Raw genomic sequence first — 20,615 nt, 5'->3', positions numbered from 1 at the left:
CAAGAAAAACAAGCGCCTTCAGCAGTCCATTCCATCCGCCGCCCTAATCAGGCGGTTTGGTGGCCTGAACAGCGCCTGCAACCGTGGAGCAAGTTATGGCCGCCTCCGGCAATACGCGCAAACAGCCGCGTTCGTATCCCGACGTTCCAAGTCGCATCTACCTGATGGGCACCTGCCTGGTCGACAGTTTCTATCCCGAAGCGGGGATGGACGCGATTGAGTTTTTCCGCCAGCAAGGCATTGAGGTCATTTTCCCGCAGGCGCAAACCTGCTGTGGCCAGCCTGCCTGGAACAGCGGTTTTGAAGACGAAGCCCGAGCTGTTGCGCTGACCCAGCTGGCAGCGTTTGAGGCTGATATTCCGGTGGTGGTCATGATGGGCTCATGTACCGGCATGATGGTCCATGAATACCCGGTGATGTTCGCCAATACGCCTCATCAGGCGCAGGCGAAAGCATTGGCCGAGCGTACATTTGAGTTCAGCGAGTTCCTGATTAACGTGCTGGATGTGCAGTTCGAGAATATTGGTCATACCAATTCTTCTGGCGCTGGTGGCGATTCCGTTCAAGATTCGGTACAAAAAGTGGCGCTGCACACCTCCTGTTCGACCCGTCGTGGCATGGGGTTGGCTGCGGAACACATGGCATTGGCCACGCGACTACCAGACGTGCACGTCGTGGAGCCCGAGCGCGTGACCGAGTGCTGCGGGTTTGGCGGTACCTTCGCGGTTAAACAGGGCGATATTTCGGCTGCGATGGCCAACGACAAGGCCCGTGCCATGGCGGCTACCGGTGCAACGGTAATCACCAGTGCTGATTGCGGCTGCCTGATGAACATTGGCGGCACTCTCGACAAGCTGGCAGAGCAGGGCGAATGCCAAGCGATTCCGGTGGCCCATTTGGCGAGCCTGGTGAAGAACGCCATGGACACCAGCAAAGTGGTTATAGGCCGCCATCGCTCGAGTACCGAGCAGCCGGGAGAGGAGGGTGCCCAATGAGTGAATCCAACATGACTCAGCCGAATTTCATTGAGCTGACGGAAGCGGTTAACCGCGAAGAACATGAATTTGCCGACATGGCCTCTCGCCATTTCAAGGTTCGCGCCCAAATGGCGCTGGAAAATGACACTCTGCGAGCCAGCTTCCGTGGCGCCAGTGATTTTCTGCAAGCCAAGCGCAAAAGCGTTTTCCCGGATCAGGCGGAGCTGGAAGACTTGCGTGATCGTGGCGAGGCGGCTCGACAGCGCAGTCTGGCCAATCTGCCCGAATTGCTGGAGTTGCTGGAAACCAACCTGACCGCCAACGGAGTGCAGGTGCATTGGGCGGAAACGGCAACCCAGGCCAATCAGATCATTCACGGCATTATGGCGGCCAACAACGCCAAGACCGTGGTTAAAGGCAAGTCGATGGTGAGCGAGGAAATCGAGCTCAACCATTACCTTGAAGCCCGTGGTATTGAATGCCTTGAAAGTGACATGGGCGAGTATCTGGTGCAGCTGGCCAAGGAAGCGCCATCCCACATTGTGATGCCAGTCATCCACAAAAATAAGCAGCAAATTGCCCAGCTGATGCACACCCGTGCGACCACACCCGATGGCGAGCCAGTACCTTACAGTGAGGATGTTGACGACCTGATCGGCAACGCCCGGGCGATTTTACGACAGAAGTTTGAGCAGGCCGATGTCGGTGTGTCCGGAGTCAATATGGCGATTGCCGAAACCGGCACCTTGCTGCTGGTCGAGAACGAAGGCAACGGCCGCATGAGCACCACGGTGCCGCCGATTCACATAGCCGTCACCGGTATTGAAAAGGTCGTGCGTTCGCTGACGGATGTGCCCGAGCTACTAACCTTGTTGCCGCGTTCAGCTACTGGTCAGCTGATCACCACCTACGTCAACATGATATCTGGTCCGCGCAAGGCTGATGAGCTGGACGGCCCGGAGCAAGTGCACATGGTGTTGCTGGATAACGGCCGTTCGAAGATGTTTAACCACCCGGACCTGAAACCAACCCTGCAATGCATTCGTTGCGGTGCCTGCATGAACCATTGCCCGGTGTATGCCCGCATTGGTGGCCATGCTTACGGCTCGACCTATCCCGGCCCCATTGGCCAGGTCGTAACACCGCAGTTGGACAGTGCCGGTGGTTTGGGCGCTAACGGCGACATGATCAATGCCTGCTCACTCAATGGTGCTTGTGGTGAGGCTTGCCCGGTACGAATTCCGCTACCGACCCTGATTCGCAAACTGCGTGCAGAATCCGTGGCCCCTGTTGCGACCCAGCATGATGGCACGCTGCATGCCAACGGTGCTGGCCGCAACCGTCGTATGAAAGAAGCCCTGATCTGGCAGGGTTGGAGCCAGATGCATCGTCATCCTGCGGTATACCGACTGGGTACCCGTGCCATGACCCTTGGCCGGGCATTGATGCCGGGCAAATTGGCACCCTGGACCAACACCCGTTCGATGCCGAAGCCTGCCGCCAAAACCTTGCATCAGTTGGCCAGGGAAGCGGGTATTGCCAGTTCAGCAACCAGCACCTTGACCGGAAAATCGACCAGAACAGCGGAGGCGAAGTCATGAGCGCTCGTAATAACATTCTCGCCCGCCTGCGTGCTGGCCAAACCAATCAGACCACTGCTTCCAGTCGTGATGAGCTACCGCCGCTGGCAACCTTGCCAGAAGCACAGTGGCGCAGTCGTTTTATGGAGTTGATGGCGGCGAACCACGCCGACATCGTGGAGACTACTGCGCAATCCTGGCAGCAGACGCTGGCGGATGAACTGAACAAGCGTCAGGTGGGTTCTCTGTTGCTGGCAAACCGCGCCGAAACCGGTGCTCTGAAAGACACTCTGGCGGCTCAGGCTTCGGCCGTTGCTTTGCAGGTGTTCGATAGCTCGGTAGAGCATTGGCAGGGCAACCCCGGCAGCATGCGCTCGCAACTGTTCTCCAACACCGATGCGGGCCTCAGCTATGCCTCAGCGGTATTGGCAGAGACCGGCTCGCTGGTGCTGGAAACTGGCCCGCAGGAACCTCGCACCTTATCGCTGGTGCCGCCGCTCAGCATCATCGTTGCCCGTGAAAGCGACATGGTTTCTGGCCTGACCGACTATATGGCCGGGCGTGCTGGCAAAGCGATGCCAACCAACTTGCTGTTTGTGTCTGGCCCCAGCAAAACGGCGGACATTCAACAGACGCTGGCTTACGGTGCACATGGTCCAAAATCCTTGCTGATTCTCTGGATCAATGACGTGGCGTCCAGCGAGGAGGCGTCATCATGAACCAGCCAGACTACAAGGGGTTTTTGCAGGCGCTGGCGAAGATTGTCGACGCCGAGCGCATTGTCACCGACCCACTGCGCAAGCTCGCCTTTGGTACTGACGCCAGCTTTTACCGGCTGATTCCCACCGCCGTGGTGATGGTCGACAATGAAGCCGAAGTGGTTCAGCTGCTGATGCTGGCACAACGGCACCGGGTGCACGTTACTTTCCGTGCAGCCGGTACCAGTCTGTCGGGCCAGGCTGTAACAGATGGCATTCTGGTGCGCTTGTCGAGCCAGTGGAACGGAATGAAAGTGCTGGAAGGAGGCGGTAAGCTCAAGGTTCAGCCGGGTGTGATTGGTGCTCATGCCAACCGCAAACTGGCACCGTTTGCCCGTAAGATCGGACCTGACCCTGCTTCCATCAATGCCTGTAAGATCGGCGGAATTGTCGCCAATAACGCTTCTGGCATGTGCTGCGGTACGGCCCAGAATACCTACCAAACCATTGATTCCATGCGGCTGGTTTTGGCCGACGGCACCGTGCTGGATACCGCCGATGTGGATTCCCGTTCGGCGTTTTTAAGGGCCCAGCCCGAGCTGGTTGCAGCACTTGAAGGTTTGCGCGACGAGGTGGCAACCAACGATGAGCTGCGCAACCGCATCATCAAGAAATTTTCCATCAAGAACACCACCGGTTACAGCCTCAATGCGCTGGTCGATTATCAGGACCCAATTGATATTCTGATGCACCTGATGGTCGGCTCTGAAGGCACACTGGGGTTTGTCTCTGAAGTTGTCTATCGCACGGTAGAAGAGCACGCCCACAAGGCATCGGCGTTGTTGATTTTTGCTGACATCGAACAAACCAGTAACGCGGTTACCGCGCTGTCGCACACCCCGGTCGCTGCGGTAGAGCTGATCGACCGTCCGGGCTTGCGCTCGGTGGAAAACAATCCGGGCATGCCAGAATACATGCCGGGCCTGAGCGATGACGCGGCCTGTTTGCTGGTGGAAGTACGCGGCGGTACCGACCACGAACTGAACCATAAGCTGGCCGATGTATTGGCAGCGCTGGAGCCGTTTGAATGTTTGCATGGCAAGGAATTCACTACTGATCCGGCCACCTGTGCGTTGTACTGGAACATCCGCAAAGGCATGTTCCCGGCGGTCGGCGCGGTGCGCGAAAAAGGCACCACCGTCATCATCGAAGACGTGGCGTTTCCAGTCGAATCCCTGGCTCCGGCGGTGCTGGAATTGCAAGCCTTGTTTAAAAAGTACCACTACGACGAAGCGATTATTTTTGGTCATGCGTTGGCGGGTAACCTGCATTTTGTCTTCACCCAGAATTTTACCGACCCGGCGGAAATCCAGCGTTACGCCGATTTTATGGACGACGTTTGTGTGCTGGTGGTGGGGCGTTACGACGGCTCACTGAAGGCCGAGCACGGCACCGGACGCAATATGGCGCCGTTTGTGGAGCTGGAATGGGGCAAACAAGCCTATGAGCTGATGTGGAAGATCAAGCGGGCCTTCGATCCGAAAACCCTGTTGAACCCCGGGGTGATCCTGACCACCAATTTGCAGACCCATATCCAGAACCTGAAACCCATTCCCGAAGCCCATGACTTGGTCGACAAGTGCATTGAATGCGGTTTCTGTGAGCCGGTCTGCCCGTCGAAGAATCTGACCCTGACGCCGCGCCAGCGCATTGTGGTGATGCGTGAACTCAGCCGCCAACAACGTGCCGGCACCACCGAATCCAACCCCGAATACCAGCAGATGCTGAAGGACTACCAGTATCAGGGGGTGGATACCTGCGCGGCGGACGGGCTGTGTAGCACGGCCTGTCCTGTGAAAATCAATACCGGCGACCTGTCACGGCATTTGCGCCACGAGCGCAACGGCAAGTACGAAGGTCGTGCAGATTGGGTGGCCAGCCACTTTGAAACCGTTGCCAACACCACCCACGGCGCGCTGAAGCTGGTGGATGTCACCCGCTCAGTGGTGGGCGATACCGTACTGGCAGGTGCAAGTAAGCTGGCCAACGTGGCGACCTTTGACAAGTTGCCTCTTTGGCACAACGCCATGCCGCAGGCCAGTGAAACGGCGCGGCCACTGGTTGGCTGTGACGCCAATGCCGATCTGGTGTACTTCCCGAGCTGCGCCAGCCGCAATATGGGGCCAGCCAAACAGGATGCCGACCAGCGCAGTTTGCAGCAGGTAACACTGGACCTGGCCACCAAGGCGGGGCTTAACATCAGCCAGATGGTCGACCAGCAAGCCCATTGCTGCGGTATGCCACTGGAGAGCAAAGGCATGTTTGAACAGGCCGATGCCATGGCCGAACAACTGAATCAGGCCTTGCTGGCGGCGACCGACAACGGCCGTTTGCCGGTGCTGATTGATACCAGCCCTTGTACCTTCCGCATGGCGGAACGACTCGACAAACGCATTGAGCTGCTGGACCCTATTCGGTTTGCTAACCGTTATCTGGTGCCACGCCTTGATATTGCGCCAACTCCAGAGCAGATTGCGGTGCACATCACCTGTTCGACGGTAAAGCAGGGGCTGGGTAACGAACTGGTGGCACTGGCAAACCAGTGTTCCAGCAACGTGGTGGTGCCGGAAGACATTACCTGCTGTGGTTTTGCGGGCGACAAAGGCTTTGTGCTGCCGCAATTGAACGACTCCGCGTTAGCCCCGCTGAAAGCGCAAGTGCAGGGCAGTGCCGAAGGCATTTCGACCAGCAGAACCTGTGAGATTGGCCTCAGCAAAAACAGCGAAGTTCCTTACCACTCGGTGTTCTATTTGCTGGATCGGGTCAGTGCGCCAAAGCAACCGCTGAACTCACGTATTACCGAAGCTGGCCCAGAGCAAAAGGAGACCATGGAATCCTGACGTACTTGAGCCGGCTGGGCTTTTGGGTTAACAATTGACCAAAGGAGCAGTATCTGTGGGTCATTGGTAGTGGGGTTTCGGAGTATTTCTGTATTGGCTGACTTGGATGTTGGCGGAAATAGTCATACAGAATCCCCGACTTTCGTGATGCCTTGCCAGCTGGCTTCTGGTATCTGGCCTATGCTGTGTAAGGAGGCGCAGAGTGCCCCGACCGTGAGTGGTAATCGTACCCCATAAAAACAGTCAGGTAGGTCAGATGGTCAAGGAAGTTGCCAGCAGTACCGAACAGCTAAAAGCCGCCGCCTTTGATGCCTTGATGGCGAATGACGACCTTGGTCTGGCCATTCTGGACCATGACCTGCGTTACATCAGCATCAACGATACCCTGGCACGCTTCAATGGCGTGTCGGCCCAGCAGCATCTGGGTCAGCGGGTCAGGGAAATTCTGCCGGATCTTGCGCCCATCATTGAGCCCATGCTGCAACAAGTGCTGGATACCGGCACCGGCCACATGGACTTCGAAATTTCCGGAGAAACCCCAAGCCTTGCTGGTGAAGAGTCGGTCTGGCAAGGCTCCTACATTCCCATTTTTCGCAACAGTGACCCTCAGCAGCCGGTAGACGGCATTCTGGTGGTGGCTGAAAACCTCACGCTATTGAACCAACTGTCGCAGGCCCGCATCGACGCCAATGCGCTGGTTCGGCGGGTGATCGACAGCCTGTTTTCGTTTGTTGGAGTACTGACGCTGGATGGCACCTTGATTGATGCCAACCGGCCTCCGCTGGATGCGGCGGGCATCAAGGCTGAAGATGTCATGGGGTTGAAGTTCTGGGACTGCCCCTGGTGGAACCATGATCCCGATACCCAGCAACGGCTCAAACAAAGTATCGAGCAAGCTCTTAAAGGCGAGACCGTACGCTACGAAGTCGAAATTCAAATTGCCAACAACGAACGCATGCTCATCGACTTTATGATGGCTCCCTTGATGGACGATGCTGGTCGCATTACCCATCTGATTCCTTCAGCCATTGATATTTCTGACCGTGCCCGCTCAGAGCGGCAGCTGAAAGCCAGTGAAGAGCGATTCCGACGAGTGGTCGACAGTACCGCTGATGGCCTGTTGCTGGTGGATGCGGATGGCAACATCCAGCTGGCCAATAACCGCGCTACCGAGATGTTTGGCTACCCTCTGGAAGAGCTCATGGCGTTGCGGGTAGAACAATTGATACCGCCACACACGGCCATTCACCACGCCGAGTTACGTCAGCAATATTTGGCCAATCCTGAAAAGCGCACCATGGCAGCCCGGCGGGAGTTGTTTGCAATGCGAAAGGACGGCAGTCAGTTCCCGGTGGAAATTGGTTTGACGCCGATGGAATTCGACAAAAAACAAATCACCCTAGCGACCATCATGGACGTCACCATTCAGAAGTCGATCCAGCAGGAACTGCAACTGGCGCTGGATGAAAAAACCTCACTGCTGAACGAAGTCCATCACCGGGTGAAAAACAACCTTCAGGTGGTGTCGAGTTTGTTGAGCCTGCAAACCCGCAAGGTGCCGGAAGAAGTGCGGGGGCATTTTACCGAGAGTCAGGACCGTATTCGGGCCATGGCTCTGATCCATCAGCTGCTGTACGAACAGAGCCACTATGACCGTATTGATGTTGTGGCCTATGCCGGACGCCTGCTGGAGCTGGTCAAACGTAGCTATTTGTCCAGTGTGCGAGGCATTGATCTGAGCGTAGAGTCCAATCAGGAACAGATACATATCCCTCTGGATGTTGCCCAGCCGTTTGGTCTGTTTATGAACGAGGTGATCACCAACTCGGTCAAACATGCCTTCCCCAAGCGACGCGGTGGTTACATCCGTGTGATGCTGGTGGAGCGCGAGGCAGAAGTTGCCGTTGTGGTGGAAGACAACGGTGTTGGCTTGCCTGAGGGAGTCCGGCCCGGTACTGGCGGCTCGTTGGGCTTCCAGTTGATTGTCGGTCTGGTCGAGCAGATGGATGGCAAGTTGATTACAGAATCGGATACCGGGGTGCGATTTACCCTGACGTTGGCAAAAGCGGCAGAAGAGCAAGGATCGAAAGCATGAGTTCGGAACGTATCTTGATTGTTGAAGACGAGCAAATTACTGCTTTGGACCTGCGCGCAACCCTGGAGGATATTGGCCATCAGGTCGTTGGCATGGCTGCCAAGGCAGAGGTCGCTATTGAAAAAGCCGTTGAGCTGAAGCCGTCGTTGGTGCTGATGGACATTCATCTGGCCGGCGACATGCTGGGTACCGAAGCGGCCGACATTATCCATAAGCAGCTCGATATTCCGGTGGTGTTCCTGACGGCGTATACCGATGAAACCACCATGGACGAAGCCATTGCCTCACTGCCGTATGGCTATCTGGTGAAACCGTTTGAACGCCGTGAAATCGACGCCGCCATTCGGGTCGCGATGACTCGCCACCGTGCTGATGAAGAAATCCGCCTGTATTCCAACAAACTGCGTATGGCGCTGGAATCGGCACGCATGAAGGTGTGGGAGTGGCAACCGGAAGACGAAGACTCGCTGCCAGCCCCTGAGCTGGATGACAACGTTGAACCGTTCGAGTGGAGCCTGTCGGAACTGCTGTCCAAACTGCACCCGGAAGACCGAGAGATGCTCGAACAGGAGTTGGCCAACAAGCACCGTACTTCCTGTTTGGTTCGAGTCATCAAGGACAGTGCGGAATACCACTGGCACCGGGTTTTTGCGACGGTGGTTTCCGGCCGTAACAAACGCCGCTCGGTGAGCGGCTTGCTGCAGGATGTGCACGAGGAACAACAGGCCAAACAGAACTTGTTGCAGGCTGACGTGGTGTTCGAGTCCAGCTCGGAAGGCTTGTTGGTACTGGATACGGACCTTCACATCATCCGGGTGAACCCGGCGTTTGAAAACATCACCGGCTATTCGCAGTCGGAATTACTGGGACAGAACCCCGAATTGCTGCTGTCGGCCCGGCGCGAAGACGATAAGCCGATACAGATGGCCGTTGCCGCCAGCTCCTGGAGCGGCGAAATCATGTGTGCGCGCAAAAATGGCGAGATTTTTCCGGCCTGGCAACACATATCCCAGGTGCGTGACGACAACTACAACCTGACGGGGTACATCATCAACCTGTCGGATATTTCACGGCTGCGTCGGGCAGAGCAGAACCTCACCCGGATGGCCTACATCGACTCCCTCACGGGGCTTGGCAATCGCATCAAGTTTGAACGGACGCTGGAAAAGGCGCTGCAACAGCAGCGACCGGGGGAGTTTATTGGTCTGGCGTTTCTGGATCTGGACGGCTTCAAGCTGGTCAACGACACCCTGGGCCATGCCGAAGGCGACCATTTGCTGCGGGTTCTGGGTCAGCGATTGGTCGATGCGCTGCGGGAAGACGATACCATAGCCCGCTTGGGCGGTGACGAATTCGTGGTGTTGGTACCACATGTCTCCAGCCCGGCGGGCATGGAAGTGGTTGCTCGCAAGATTCTCGATGTGGCTTCCGAGCCTGTTGAACTGAGTCGCGAAAAAGTGCAGTTGTCGGCCAGTATCGGTTTGGTGGTGTCGGATGATACCGAACGAGGCTATGAAGAACTGGTGCGGGCGGCAGATACCGCTATGTTTGAGGCCAAGCGGCAGGGTAAAAACCGCTTTTGCCTGTACGACTTCGCCCTCGATCAGGAATATCAGCAGCGCATCCGTATCGAAGCCGACCTGCGCGAAGCCTTGTCCCGTGACCAATTCGTCGTCGGTTATCAGCCCATCTTTTCCAGCAGTCAGGACCGGGTAGTCGGTGCCGAGGCGCTGCTGCGTTGGGATCATCCAACCCTGGGACTGTTGTGCCCGGACCGGTTTATCCATGTGGCTGAAAACTCCGACGTCATCATTCAGGTTGGGCGTTGGGTCTTGATGGAAGCCTGTCGCACCGCCAGTGAATGGCACCATGTTGGCATTCGTGATGCGCGTATGTCGGTGAATGTGTCGGTACGCCAGATGGCCGATGAAAGTTTCCCGGACATTGTTGCTGAAGCACTCGCTGCCTATGGCCTGATGCCGGAGTCGCTGGAATTGGAAATGACCGAAACGGCGTTGCAAAACCACACCAACCTGATGCCGCAACTGCGGCGAATTCGTGACATGGGCGTGGGCCTGGCGATTGACGATTTTGGCACCGGCTACTCGTCGCTTGGGCGCTTGAAAGAATTGCCGTTCAATCGCGTCAAAATCGACAAGAGTTTTGTGTCCGATTTGCCAGAGGACATGGACGATGTGGAAATCTGTAAAGCCATCATGGCCTTGTGCAGGGTGCTTAATCTGGAAGTGACCGCGGAAGGTGTCGAAACCGAATCACAGAAAACCATGCTGGTGAGTATGGGATGTGATTGTCTGCAAGGCTTTTACTACAGCGCCGACGTGCCCGCAGAGCAGCTACTCGACTATAAACACAGTGGCTAAGCCGGAGGCTACCCAGTCCGAAATTCAAAACTTGTTCCAAAATGTTCGATATGCCGCCTGAACATCAGCAGGTTGGCGAAGTTTTCGACAGAAACGAGAGCCGGTTCACAGCAGGTGTGATGGCTCTGCCAATAATACACGGGTGATTTTTCTGACTGAAAACTGAACAGGACACGGGGCAAGGAGGCTGTGATGACTGGATATTTGATGGTGGGCGTACCGCTCATGCTGTTTGCCCTGTCTGCGCAAGCCCAGATGCACCGTTGGACCGATGCCAATGGCGTGGTTCATTTCTCAGATCGGGTGCCTGCCAACGCTGGCAAGCAAGGCTATGTGGATACCCGACAGCTGGAGCGTGATCGCACCAGTCAACGCCAAAGCGGAGTGGTGTTGGCGGGCATGGATGCCAACAGCTGGCAACGTCTGAACACCTACCTGAATTCCCGCCACTTCTACGATGTCGAACAAATACTCTCCAGCGCCCGTAGCCGGGTTGCCAGCGACATCAGCCAGGAGCCGGTGTTGGCCGATTTGTACTCGGTATTCGACAGCGGTGACCCTGCCATGCAGAGCCTGTTCAACGACTGGGTGAGGCTAAGGTCAGGCAGTGAATACGCCTATCTGGCGCGGGCGACCTATTTGGTTGGACTGGCGCAGCAGGCCATGCAGCGGTCGGCCAACGACGAAGCTCATAATCTGATGATGGCCGCCATGACGGATGTTGATTCCGCCCTGCGTCACAGCCCCGACAGCAGCATTGGCTACAGCTTGCTATTACGTGCCAGCCACGCAACCACCACGGCAACGCAATACGACCAGTACCGGCAACAAGCCATGCAGCGTTTACCGCAGTCGCTGTTGGTGGCCAGCACAGCGGTTGACCTGGCTTATCAGCAAGGTCTGGCTTCATCAGGCTCCGCGGCTGGCGGAGAAGCCAAAGCCCGATTGCTGGTACGACAGGCGCTGTTTCATGTGTCCAAAAACCCGCTGTTGGTGAGCCTTGAAGGCCGACTGTTGTTTTTGCAGGCCGCTACAGCCCATCAACGGGGTCAGCAGGTGCGGGCCATGGGCCAGATCAAGCAGGCGCTGAACATTGCCAGCTCGGCCGAGTACCTGCGCCTGCTGGGCACTCTGCAACTGCAACAGCAACATTATCAGCAGGCGCTGTTGGCGTTTGATCAGGCGTTGGCACTGCGCAGTGCCGATGCGGCCAGTCTTTTGGGGCGGGCAGAAGTGTATGCCGGACTAAACCAATATCGAAATGCCGCCGCAGAATTGGCGGCTGCCCGGCGTCTGGCGCCCGATGACACCAGGGTGGCGCAGTGGTCAGCCCAGCTGATCGGCTCACTGGCAAGTCTGGCCCGGCAGGCAGCGGCTGGACAGAACTGGCAAGCCGCGCTGGATTATCTGGACAAGGCACTGCTGATTAATCCGTACTCCGGGCCAGCCCGATTTGAACGAGCATCGGTCTGGTATCAAATGGGTAACTATTCCGAAGCTGAAGCGGATGCGCTGGTGGCCGTCGATGCCCGCAAGGCGCCCATTGCCTGGTACCAGCTGTTGAGCGACTTGTACGGTAAAAAACAATACTGGCAACGGCAGCAAGACATCTGGAGCCAGTTCCTCCAGCGCAATGGCGACAACCCCGATGCCTTGCTGGCCCGGGCAGAAGCCCGTCGTCACAACAACGATGTGATAGGTGCCCGAGCTGATGTCAGCCGTGCTGCCAACATCAGTGCGACTGCGGCGGGGCAGTAGCGTTTCCTCAATCGCCCTTTGACTGGTGCGGCTCTCGTCGCGGCGTTGTAAAGATCGGATGAGGGCCCTACGGGGATGGCACCGGGTTATCCAGAAGGCCCCTAGAAGCGGCGACCAATGGTAATGCTTCCCAGAGCTGGGGTTTTCCTTTGCCCATCAAATTCCCGAGTCCGGTGATACCTGGCGAAGGCCAGGCGCCAGTCGCCCTTGCTCACGGCAATGCCGTAACCCAGGTCAGCAACCAGCGGGCGTTTATCGACCCGATGACTGGATTGGAATGTATTTCCATCGAGGGTGATGTCGTGCACAACCCATCGGCTATCAAATGCTATGAACAGGTGGCTGAGCCAACCTTCGGAGCTGTTTGTTTTAACCGGGGATGTGTTTTCGCCCGCTGGCCTCAAAGGAGCGGTGCCGAAATCATCGGGTACATGGTAGCCAAATCGATATTCAAACCCCAGGTTGGCATAGGTCGCAAAGTTACCGATGCTGGCTCCGCCGTGAACAATCATATCTCCACCTAGCGGTTTGGGGTTGCGACTTTCCATAATGCGTCTTCGCCGCTCAACGATGAATTGCAGAACCGGCTCATTCTGCAGCTGGTTGTCCCAGCCGTTGAATCGGTCGACGCCTATCAGATCGTGAAAGTTATTTTGAACGATGCCCCCTTGAGCAGCAGGGCCAACCATGCCAAATCTTAGCAGAGCGCTGCGGAGATCATTATCTCGCCTGGCGTTGTAACCAATACTGAAAAGCAAGGCACCAGCATAAGGCCTATCTTCAACGATGAGATCCTCTGGTTCCGGATCTGTAGGGGTGTACATCATTTGTCCAACCCCAACCGTCATATTCAATTCGTCATACCCGGTTGGTTGAAGGGAGGAGAACACCCGGTTGAGTTGGCGGGCTATATCCGGCAGGCAGGGGTTCTCAGCATAATGCAGCAGATTGGGGGAAACCAACGTCAGCAGAAATCCGTTGGTGTAGCCCTGGTCCTGATCCAGCCCCCCAAATAAATCATTGTCGATGCGCAGATTAATGGTCGACTGCTCAGCAATGCCGCCTGAGCGGCGACAGTGATCTGTTTCTTCTGCGGATAACGTGGCAGGGAAAGCCAGTGCTATGGTCAGAATAACGCCAAGCCACTTTGGAATCTTCATAAATCAAGCACTGATCGCATAATGCCGTATTGCCAGGAAAAGTAGGGGTTGAACGTGAGCCTGGCGTGGACCTTATTGTCTTCTTCATATCCCCAGGCAGAAAACCAAACGCTGTCGGTGGCAGCTTCGCAAGCTGCTGTTTGGGCACTGTTGGTACTGTTTAGGCAAATCCGAAGAGTGCCGTTGCGGCCATACAGGGGGTTGTCCGGGGAGAACAAGATTCCCATGTGGGAAAATTGGCTGATTCTTTCCTCGGGAATGAAATCACTGCGTACCAGAATCCTGCTGCTATTGATGCCAGGGTCAGGAAGCTTTCCATACCAAATCAGGCGACTGTCCGGATGCGTAAAGCGGCTGTTAAATGTTTCCAGCAAATAGTCTGTATCCAGCACCGAGTCGTGTTCTGAAACGACCATGAAAACCGGTTTTTTATAGACGTTTTCCAGCCACTTCTGGGCTGTGATACTGCTGCGGTAATATTGGGCGTAACCATTAATGGGAACGTTCATATAACGCACTTCATTTTGTTGCGGCTTGTCTTCGGTGGGGGTAATGAGCCATGGCTTGATACTGGCCAGCAGGGGGGCGAGCCAGCCGAACGAAAAGCTTTTAAAACCCGGAGAGAATAACAGCAGACCATCAACGTCCGGATGCTGGTAGGCGTAATTAAGTATCAGGTTCGCCCCCGTTGAAAATCCTCCAAGGTACAGATTTCCATCGATATCTCTGGCCAGTGCATCCGCTTGATCATTGACGATGGTTTGCCACTGTTCAGCCGTTACATCCAACATGTCAGCGGGCTTGGTGCCATGCCCGGGAAGCAATATTGTCCGAACGATATAACCATCGGCTGAGAGCCTTTCAGCGAGGTCATGAAAAGACCAGGGGGAGTCGCCAAGACCATGAACGAGCAGAACGCCATCCCTTGAGGACCCTGATCGCTGCTGTGACGCGGGAGTCATGCTGTCCCACTCATGGGGCGTGTTTCGGAACGTTTCCAGTTCATGGTTGGCGGTTTGGAAATCCCGCTGTCCTCGGACAGATCTGATTGCCGCTGCTTTATAGTCGTCAAAGCTGGTCCAGATGGATGAGTTGTTGGTCATTATCAGGTTCGAGCACGACGACGTGAGCACCACCATCAGAGCTATGGCTAACAAAGCTCCCAATATAGCCTTACCTTTATTTTTCAATGGATGATGTCCGATGTTGTTCATCGTTATTCAGAGGGTCCCTAAAACCGGTACATCATAAAAACACCCATTCGGGTTTGGTGTTGTTTATGAATGAGTGGGCTGTCTTTTGCGTCACCCAGAAAATATTGTTGTGTAGCGTTCGTAGCAATGCCAAGTCGTGGCGTTAGCTGGTAGCGCGCACCAACGCCGAATTCAACGGTGGCCAGCCCTGCTTGTGTGCTATGGCGCGCGAGGTCGGACTGCGCAGCATCCTGGCTGGTAACTGCAAAGAAGGTATCCATATGTTCGTCATTACCCCAGGTTGTTTTACTGCTGACTGACAGGTTGAGGCGTTGGTAGAGGGTGCGGTTCAGACTTCCTCCAATGTTGATCACGGTACCCTGGCTGCCATTTTCAACGTCGGTAAGGATGCTGGAATGGAACGAGTACCAGTCCTTGCTGTAACTGGTGTAAAAGCCTGCCAATGTCGACCGTTCAATATCGCGCACGCCTCTGAAACGCTGGTCGTAGGATTGATCCCGGGGCTTGTCGATATCGCGGGTACCAACGAGAGCAACAGCGATGGTTGGGGTTTTGTACATCATCAACCCGAGCCCGGTTTCAAGGCCATTTAACCCTCCCAGAAAAAAGCGTTTGTAGCGCAAGGAGATGAGGGGCATTGCACGGGTTTCTGTGCTGTCGCTACCTGGATACTGTGGCCGATTGATCACGCCAGCACCGGCAAAAACGAGCAGTGAGCCAGATTCACCTTTTTGCTCTTCAGCGAAGGATGGAGATTCAACTGCAAAGAGCGCCGAGAGGGTCGCAATTCTGGCAATGTGATTGGTTCTATCGCGGTTTATTCTCATAGTTTGGTTTCCGCTGTCTGAGGAGGGAGTGGTTGACCACGCTCTGGAAGAGCGGCTAGCCGGGTTTTCATTGCGTGGATGTATGTAAATACAACAGGCACAACCAGCAGACTCAGCATCGTAGACGTCAGTAGTCCGCCAATCACCGCGAACGCCATAGGGCTTCGAAAACTGGCATCTGCACCCAGTCCAAGCGCGATGGGTAGCATGCCTGCAATCATGGCGACGGTGGTCATGATGATTGGCCGAGCCCGCTTGTGGCAGGCCTCCGTGATCGCCTCCAAAACTGGGACATGTTGTTCGCGAATGGTTTGACTGGCGTATTCAACCAATAAAATGGAATTCTTCGTGACAATGCCCATCAGCATCACCAACCCAATCATGGATGGTACATTCAACTCACTTTGACCGACGATCAGGCCAACGAAAGCACCGCCCACCGACAGCGGGATAGCAGAGAGGATGGTGATGGGCTGAAAGAAGTCTTTAAACAGCAGGATCAACACCGCAAAGATGCAGAAAAGGCCAGCCAAAATAGCAAGGCCGAAGCCTTTTATGGTCTCTGCTGCTACTTCTGCATCGCCACTTTCGATCAAGCGAACGCTGGATGGCATGTTGCGGATTGCTGGCAGTTGGTAGGCAGCCTTTACTGCTTCACTCAGCGGCATACCGCTCAAATCAGCGGTTACAGACAGGTATCGTTGGCGGTCGTACCGCTCTATTTGTGAGGGGCCGCTTTCGATGCTCAAGTTGGCAACACTGGTGAGTGGAACCAGCCCTGTTCGGCCATGAATGCGCAAGTTTTCCAGCGTATCCATATTGCTGCGCAGATGGTCAGCCAGTCGGGTGCGGATGTAGATTTGACGGCTATCCAGGTTGAGGCGTGAAACCATTGCGTCAAAATCACCGCGGGTGGCAATGCGAACAACGCCTGCAATAGCGGCGGTGGTTATACCAAGCTCAGCAGCCCGGGCAGGGTCGGGGCGAACAACAATTTCGGTGCGCTGCAGTTTGGATGTGGAAGATACGTTTGAAAGCGTGCCAACTCCGCGCAATTCACGCTCAAGTGCCACCGCAGTCGAGTTCAACGCGTCAGCACTGTCGCTGGAAAGTAGCAGCTCAAGTTTTTCTCCGGGACCGCCAGAGCCAAGGCTAAAACGAGCGCCCGCTACACGTTCCAGTCGCTGACGTATGTCGGCCTCTATGAGGACTTTGCTCCTGCGTTGGTCCCGCGGTGCGAGAATCAGCGTCAGAGAGCCATGACGCGAGTCACCGACTGTTACTTCTCCGGGGCCTGCCTGCTGAGGTTGGCCAATACTGGTAAATATTGACTGAATGTCTTCTACGGGCAGGAGGGATGTTCGAGCCGATTCTGCAGCGGTCAGAGTGTGTTCAAGTGAACTACCCGGTGGTAATTCAATGCTGACTGTCATGTAACGGCTGTCGGACGCAGGCACAAAACCGGAGGGAATCATGGGCAGCAATGACATCGAAAAGCAAAAGAATGCAGTGGCAGCAGCGAGTGTGGTTTTTCTACGCTGCAAACACCAGCGTACCGCGGTCATGTAGGCTCTCATAACGACGCTATCACGGTGTGGTTTTGCCGGTGTGCTTTTGAGAAAGTGTACGGCCATCATCGGCGTCAGCAGACGAGCAACAAGAAGCGACGCCAGCACTGCAATGACGGCAGTCCAGCCAAACTGGCGAAACATCATGCCCGGGATGCCGGACATCACCGCCGTCGGCATAAATACCGCGACCAGGCACAGCGTTGTGGCAATGACCGCGAGGGCGATTTCGTTTACGGCGTCTTCGGCTGCCTGCCGGACTGGTTTGCCCATTTGGCAGTGCCGCTCGATATTTTCAACCTCGACAATTGCATCGTCTACAAGAATGCCAATCACGGCGGCCAATGCCAGCAAGGTTACGGTATTGAGGCTGTAGCCCAGCAGAGCCATCAGGGCAAAGGCGGGGAGGATGGATAATGGCAAGGCAGTGGCGGAGATGAGGGTTGCACGCCAATCGCGCAGAAACAGAAATACCACCAGAGTGGCCAGCAGAGCGCCTTCATAAAGCATGGCCATCGAGCCCTCATACTGCTCGACGGTTTCTTCTATGGAGCCGGATAGCGGTGTCAGTGTCAGCGACGGCTCTTGCTCCTGAACGCTTGCCAGGGCTCGACGTACCCCCGCAGCGATGTTCACTTCGTCGAATCCTTTGGCGCGGTAGACACTGAAGCCAACGACGGCCTTGCCATCAAGTAAAGCGGTTTGGGTGCGAGTGGCGATGGAGTCCCTGACCGTTGCAATTTCAGACAAGCGGACACGGCGACCGTTCTCCAACGGGATGAAGATATTCTCCAGTTCGGCAGCCTGCTGTATTGTCGCAACAACCCGAATGGATTGTTCCTCGCCCCCAAGCTTCGCTGCGCCTCCTGACGACTGCTGCTGGGTCTGGCGCAGGGCACGGGATACGTCAACGGCGGTTATGCCCAGTCCGGCCATAAGGACAGGATCAACGTCGACATGTACTTCTCGATCGACACCGCCAATGCGTTCGATACGGCCCACACCGGGCACCGCAAGAACGGCTTTTGCCAGGGTGTTGTCTACAAACCATGACAATGTTTCTTCGTCGTAACGATCAGAGAAAACAGCGTACGTCAGCACCGCGCCGCTGATGCTGCGGCGCGTGGTCACCGTTGGCTGCTCCAGGTCGGCTGGAAGCTCCGAGCGGATGCTGTCGACGGCATTTTTCGTTTCTATCAGAGCGTCTGATAGCGGTTTTTCAAGATCGAACTCCACCTGAATAGTGACCATGCCATCGCTAATGGAAGTGCGCAGGTGGCGCAAACCGTTCAGTGTGGCCAGTGAATCCTCGACTTTTCTGGCCACTTCTGTTTCAAGCTGCGCTGGAGCCGCGCCCGGTTGCGCCAGACTGACGGTGATCATGGGAAGATCCAGGTCTGGAAGGTTCTGCGTTGGGAGTTGTTGAAAGCCCCACAAACCGGCAAATGTCAGCATGGTAAACAGCAGGATTGCCGGAATGGGATGGCGGATAGACCAGGTTGCCAGGTTCACTGTGCTTCCTCGCTGGTCATGTCAGCGGTCATGGGAGGCTGGACGATTCGGACGATATCGCCGTCGGACAGGAAGCCTGCGCCATCAACCACCACAATATCTTCTGGCGAGAGTCCTGAGCGGGCTTCGATGAGATCGCCATGACGACGACCGGTGGATATCCGCTTCATGCTGACCTCTGCAAATTCAAGTTCACCGTTCACCGTTGGCACATAGGAATGGCCGTCGCGCAGTACGACGCTTCTGGAGGGAATGGCCAGGATGTTGCTGGCCCCGGTATAGATGCTGCCTGACGCATACATTCCAGCTTTCGCTGATGAATGGGGACTCAAATCGGCGTAGACCATGGCAAGTCGGGATTGGGGATTCAACGTAGGGGACAGACGGCGAACAACGGCTTTTGCTTTTGCCCCATCGGGCAATTGAAGGTTTACCGATTGGCCGCTCTGGATCTCTGATAGCTGCTTTGCATTCAATTCGCCGCGCCATTCCAGCTTGCCGTGCTTAATGATGCGGAACAGCTCCTGGCCAACCGGCACGGTGGCACCCAGCGTTGCCGCTCGAGCAGAAATAATACCGTCCTCTACGGCGATGACCTGAGTGTGGTCGAGATGGAGCTGATTTTTGGCCAATAACGCTTGAGCAACCTTGGCGTCGGTTGTCGCCGTTAGCAGATCCTGCTCGCTGATCGACTGTCGTGTATGAAGCCGTACAGCGCGGTCACGATTTGCCATCGCCAGCTCTGTTTTGGCAGCCAGTTCTGCCTGTTCTGCAAGTAGCAGCGCAGAGTCAAACCGCGCCAATAGCTGTCCTTTGCTGACTTCATCGCCAACATCTACCAAAATGTCCGTTAGCGGGTAGCCGCCAATATTGGCGCTGACGCTGATGGTTTCCCTCGCCGCAATTGAGCCGTAGGCGAAGACTTCTTCAGGCCAGCTGGCGGTAGTCGGGGATGTGATGGTTACCGTCAGCGTTGCCGGTGATTTGGTCGTTTCTTCTGCCGCAGCCGTTGCACCAGCAGGCCCGATGCTGGCGAATATCATCAGAGCCGTTACGGCATATTGTCTGGCAGCATGGCCAGGCGGGAGGATATTAAAGGGCCTTTTCATTGGGGGTCGCCATCTCAAAAGCACGCTCCACAATGGGGCGGAGATCCTGCTTGCCGCCAAGCCGGTGCCATTCTTTAAGTGCCTGTTCCCAGGCGAGCATGGCAATGCCGACGATAACCCGGGCCTTGATCGGTGAGGCATCCGCTGCGTCAGAGCGTTGTAACAGCGCGTCAGCAAATCGCTCTTCCCTCTCGCTACGTTTTTCGAATCCTTTGGCCGCCAGTGCCGGGTTTTCCTGAATAAGTCGAACCAAAGCCCAGGCCTGCTGTGGGTTGGCATCATAGAGCTCCAGGTGCATGGCCAGTGTTTGGCAGACCGCTGTGTAGGCGTCTTCCTGCGCAGGTCTGTTTTGAAGGTGCTCTACCAGTAGCGGGGTTTTATCTTCGTAGAAGCCAAACACTACGTCTTCTTTGGTTTTGAAGTAGCGGAAGAATGTTCTTTTGGCGATGCCCAGCGGCTCAACGATTTGTTCAATGGTTGTGCTTTCAAAACCTTGTTTTAAAAACAACTCCATGCCTTTTCGAGTCAGCTCGGCTCGAGTATTCGCTTTCTGTTGCTCTCTCAGGCTTGGGGGTTTTATTGATTGGGTCATTTTGGCTTGCGCACGTTGTGGTTTGAATAATTAAAATGGCACTCGGTGAATAAGTGTCACTTGGTGACACTTAATTTATACGCCTTGGGCCCAAAGTCAAGCGCTGCTTACTACTTGCACTGGTTGCTATTTGGATCGGTTGCTATTTGGATCGGTTGTTATGTAACCCGGTTTGGAAAGGTGCGACGGAAAAGGGAATAGGGGCATCAATTCAGGCAGGATACTCTTCAGTACCAATTTGCCG

13 protein-coding genes are annotated in these 20,615 nt (G+C 55.6%); 7 read left to right on the top strand and 6 right to left on the bottom strand.

Translation table 11 applies throughout. From position 1 onward, the window contains the following. The first annotated feature begins 95 nt into the window (after nt 1-95). The 7 genes from G516_RS22580 (at nt 96) to G516_RS0113710 (ending at nt 12,389) form a co-directional block, all read left to right on the top strand. A complete protein-coding gene (locus G516_RS22580) occupies nt 96-995 on the top strand; it encodes a (Fe-S)-binding protein (protein ID WP_084645069.1) in 900 nt (299 codons plus the stop codon). Further along, a complete protein-coding gene (locus tag G516_RS22575; protein ID WP_245582674.1) occupies nt 992-2,578 on the top strand; it encodes a LutB/LldF family L-lactate oxidation iron-sulfur protein in 1,587 nt (528 codons plus the stop codon). The genes G516_RS22580 and G516_RS22575 overlap by 4 nt, the downstream gene beginning before the upstream one ends. After that, nucleotides 2,575-3,276: a LutC/YkgG family protein gene (locus G516_RS22570; RefSeq protein WP_036536636.1), complete on the top strand. Its 702-nt coding sequence runs from the start codon at nt 2,575-2,577 to the stop codon at nt 3,274-3,276. The genes G516_RS22575 and G516_RS22570 overlap by 4 nt, the downstream gene beginning before the upstream one ends. Beyond that, a complete protein-coding gene (locus G516_RS22565; RefSeq protein WP_084645068.1) occupies nt 3,273-6,155 on the top strand; it encodes an FAD-binding and (Fe-S)-binding domain-containing protein in 2,883 nt (960 codons plus the stop codon). The genes G516_RS22570 and G516_RS22565 overlap by 4 nt, the downstream gene beginning before the upstream one ends. Nucleotides 6,156-6,411: 256 nt before the next feature. After that, entirely contained in the window at nt 6,412-8,250 is a 1,839-nt protein-coding gene (locus G516_RS24010) for a PAS domain S-box protein (protein WP_051219434.1), read from the top strand. Continuing rightward, nucleotides 8,247-10,631, top strand: a complete 2,385-nt coding sequence (locus G516_RS0113715) for a two-component system response regulator (protein WP_028294127.1) — start codon at nt 8,247-8,249, stop codon at nt 10,629-10,631. Before G516_RS24010 ends, G516_RS0113715 begins: the two co-directional genes overlap by 4 nt. A gap of 192 nt (nt 10,632-10,823) precedes the next feature. Continuing rightward, on the top strand, nt 10,824-12,389 hold the full coding sequence (locus tag G516_RS0113710; protein WP_028294126.1) for a DUF4124 domain-containing protein: 1,566 nt from the start codon (nt 10,824-10,826) through the stop codon (nt 12,387-12,389). 101 nt (nt 12,390-12,490) lie between these two features. On the opposite strand, the gene G516_RS0113705 is transcribed toward G516_RS0113710, so the two are convergent. The 6 genes from G516_RS0113705 to G516_RS0113680 are packed head-to-tail and all read right to left on the bottom strand — an operon-like array spanning nt 12,491 to nt 20,293. Then, nucleotides 12,491-13,549 (bottom strand): lipid A deacylase LpxR family protein, encoded by a 1,059-nt coding sequence (locus G516_RS0113705; RefSeq protein WP_028294125.1) that lies wholly within the window; start codon nt 13,547-13,549, stop codon nt 12,491-12,493. Beyond that, nucleotides 13,546-14,763 (bottom strand): alpha/beta hydrolase, encoded by a 1,218-nt coding sequence (locus tag G516_RS0113700; RefSeq protein ID WP_211225125.1) that lies wholly within the window; start codon nt 14,761-14,763, stop codon nt 13,546-13,548. The genes G516_RS0113705 and G516_RS0113700 overlap by 4 nt, the downstream gene beginning before the upstream one ends. A 17-nt stretch (nt 14,764-14,780) precedes the next feature. Next, the gene (locus tag G516_RS0113695) at nt 14,781-15,590 is read right to left on the bottom strand and encodes a MipA/OmpV family protein (RefSeq protein ID WP_028294123.1); all 810 of its coding nucleotides are present in this window, start codon (nt 15,588-15,590) and stop codon (nt 14,781-14,783) included. Further along, nucleotides 15,587-18,670: an efflux RND transporter permease subunit gene (locus tag G516_RS22560; protein WP_051219433.1), complete on the bottom strand. Its 3,084-nt coding sequence runs from the start codon at nt 18,668-18,670 to the stop codon at nt 15,587-15,589. The genes G516_RS0113695 and G516_RS22560 overlap by 4 nt, the downstream gene beginning before the upstream one ends. Continuing rightward, a complete protein-coding gene (locus G516_RS22555) occupies nt 18,667-19,779 on the bottom strand; it encodes an efflux RND transporter periplasmic adaptor subunit (protein WP_084645067.1) in 1,113 nt (370 codons plus the stop codon). Before G516_RS22555 ends, G516_RS22560 begins: the two co-directional genes overlap by 4 nt. Beyond that, on the bottom strand, nt 19,763-20,293 hold the full coding sequence (locus tag G516_RS0113680) for a TetR/AcrR family transcriptional regulator (protein ID WP_245582673.1): 531 nt from the start codon (nt 20,291-20,293) through the stop codon (nt 19,763-19,765). The genes G516_RS22555 and G516_RS0113680 overlap by 17 nt, the downstream gene beginning before the upstream one ends. Nucleotides 20,294-20,615: the final 322 nt, after the last annotated feature.

The organism is Oceanobacter kriegii DSM 6294, from assembly GCF_000422845.1.
GTDB lineage: Bacteria > Pseudomonadota > Gammaproteobacteria > Pseudomonadales > Oceanobacteraceae > Oceanobacter > Oceanobacter kriegii.
Note: the sequence above shows the minus strand (reverse complement) of the source record. Positions and strands in the feature narration are given on the sequence as shown.

Excerpts from the sequence above, each read along its gene's own strand:
- G516_RS0113705 (WP_028294125.1), bottom strand. The coding sequence starts at position 13,549 with ATGAAGATTCCAAAGTGGCTTGGCGTTATTCTGACCATAGCACTGGCT.
- G516_RS0113710 (WP_028294126.1), top strand. The coding sequence starts at position 10,824 with ATGACTGGATATTTGATGGTGGGCGTACCGCTCATGCTGTTTGCCCTG.
- G516_RS22580 (WP_084645069.1), top strand. The coding sequence starts at position 96 with ATGGCCGCCTCCGGCAATACGCGCAAACAGCCGCGTTCGTATCCCGAC.
- G516_RS22565 (WP_084645068.1), top strand. The coding sequence starts at position 3,273 with ATGAACCAGCCAGACTACAAGGGGTTTTTGCAGGCGCTGGCGAAGATT.
- G516_RS0113680 (WP_245582673.1), bottom strand. The coding sequence starts at position 20,293 with ATGGAGTTGTTTTTAAAACAAGGTTTTGAAAGCACAACCATTGAACAA.
- G516_RS0113700 (WP_211225125.1), bottom strand. The coding sequence starts at position 14,763 with ATGAACAACATCGGACATCATCCATTGAAAAATAAAGGTAAGGCTATA.
- G516_RS24010 (WP_051219434.1), top strand. The coding sequence starts at position 6,412 with ATGGTCAAGGAAGTTGCCAGCAGTACCGAACAGCTAAAAGCCGCCGCC.
- G516_RS22555 (WP_084645067.1), bottom strand. The coding sequence starts at position 19,779 with ATGAAAAGGCCCTTTAATATCCTCCCGCCTGGCCATGCTGCCAGACAA.
- G516_RS22570 (WP_036536636.1), top strand. The coding sequence starts at position 2,575 with ATGAGCGCTCGTAATAACATTCTCGCCCGCCTGCGTGCTGGCCAAACC.
- G516_RS22575 (WP_245582674.1), top strand. The coding sequence starts at position 992 with ATGAGTGAATCCAACATGACTCAGCCGAATTTCATTGAGCTGACGGAA.
- G516_RS0113715 (WP_028294127.1), top strand. The coding sequence starts at position 8,247 with ATGAGTTCGGAACGTATCTTGATTGTTGAAGACGAGCAAATTACTGCT.
- G516_RS0113695 (WP_028294123.1), bottom strand. The coding sequence starts at position 15,590 with ATGAGAATAAACCGCGATAGAACCAATCACATTGCCAGAATTGCGACC.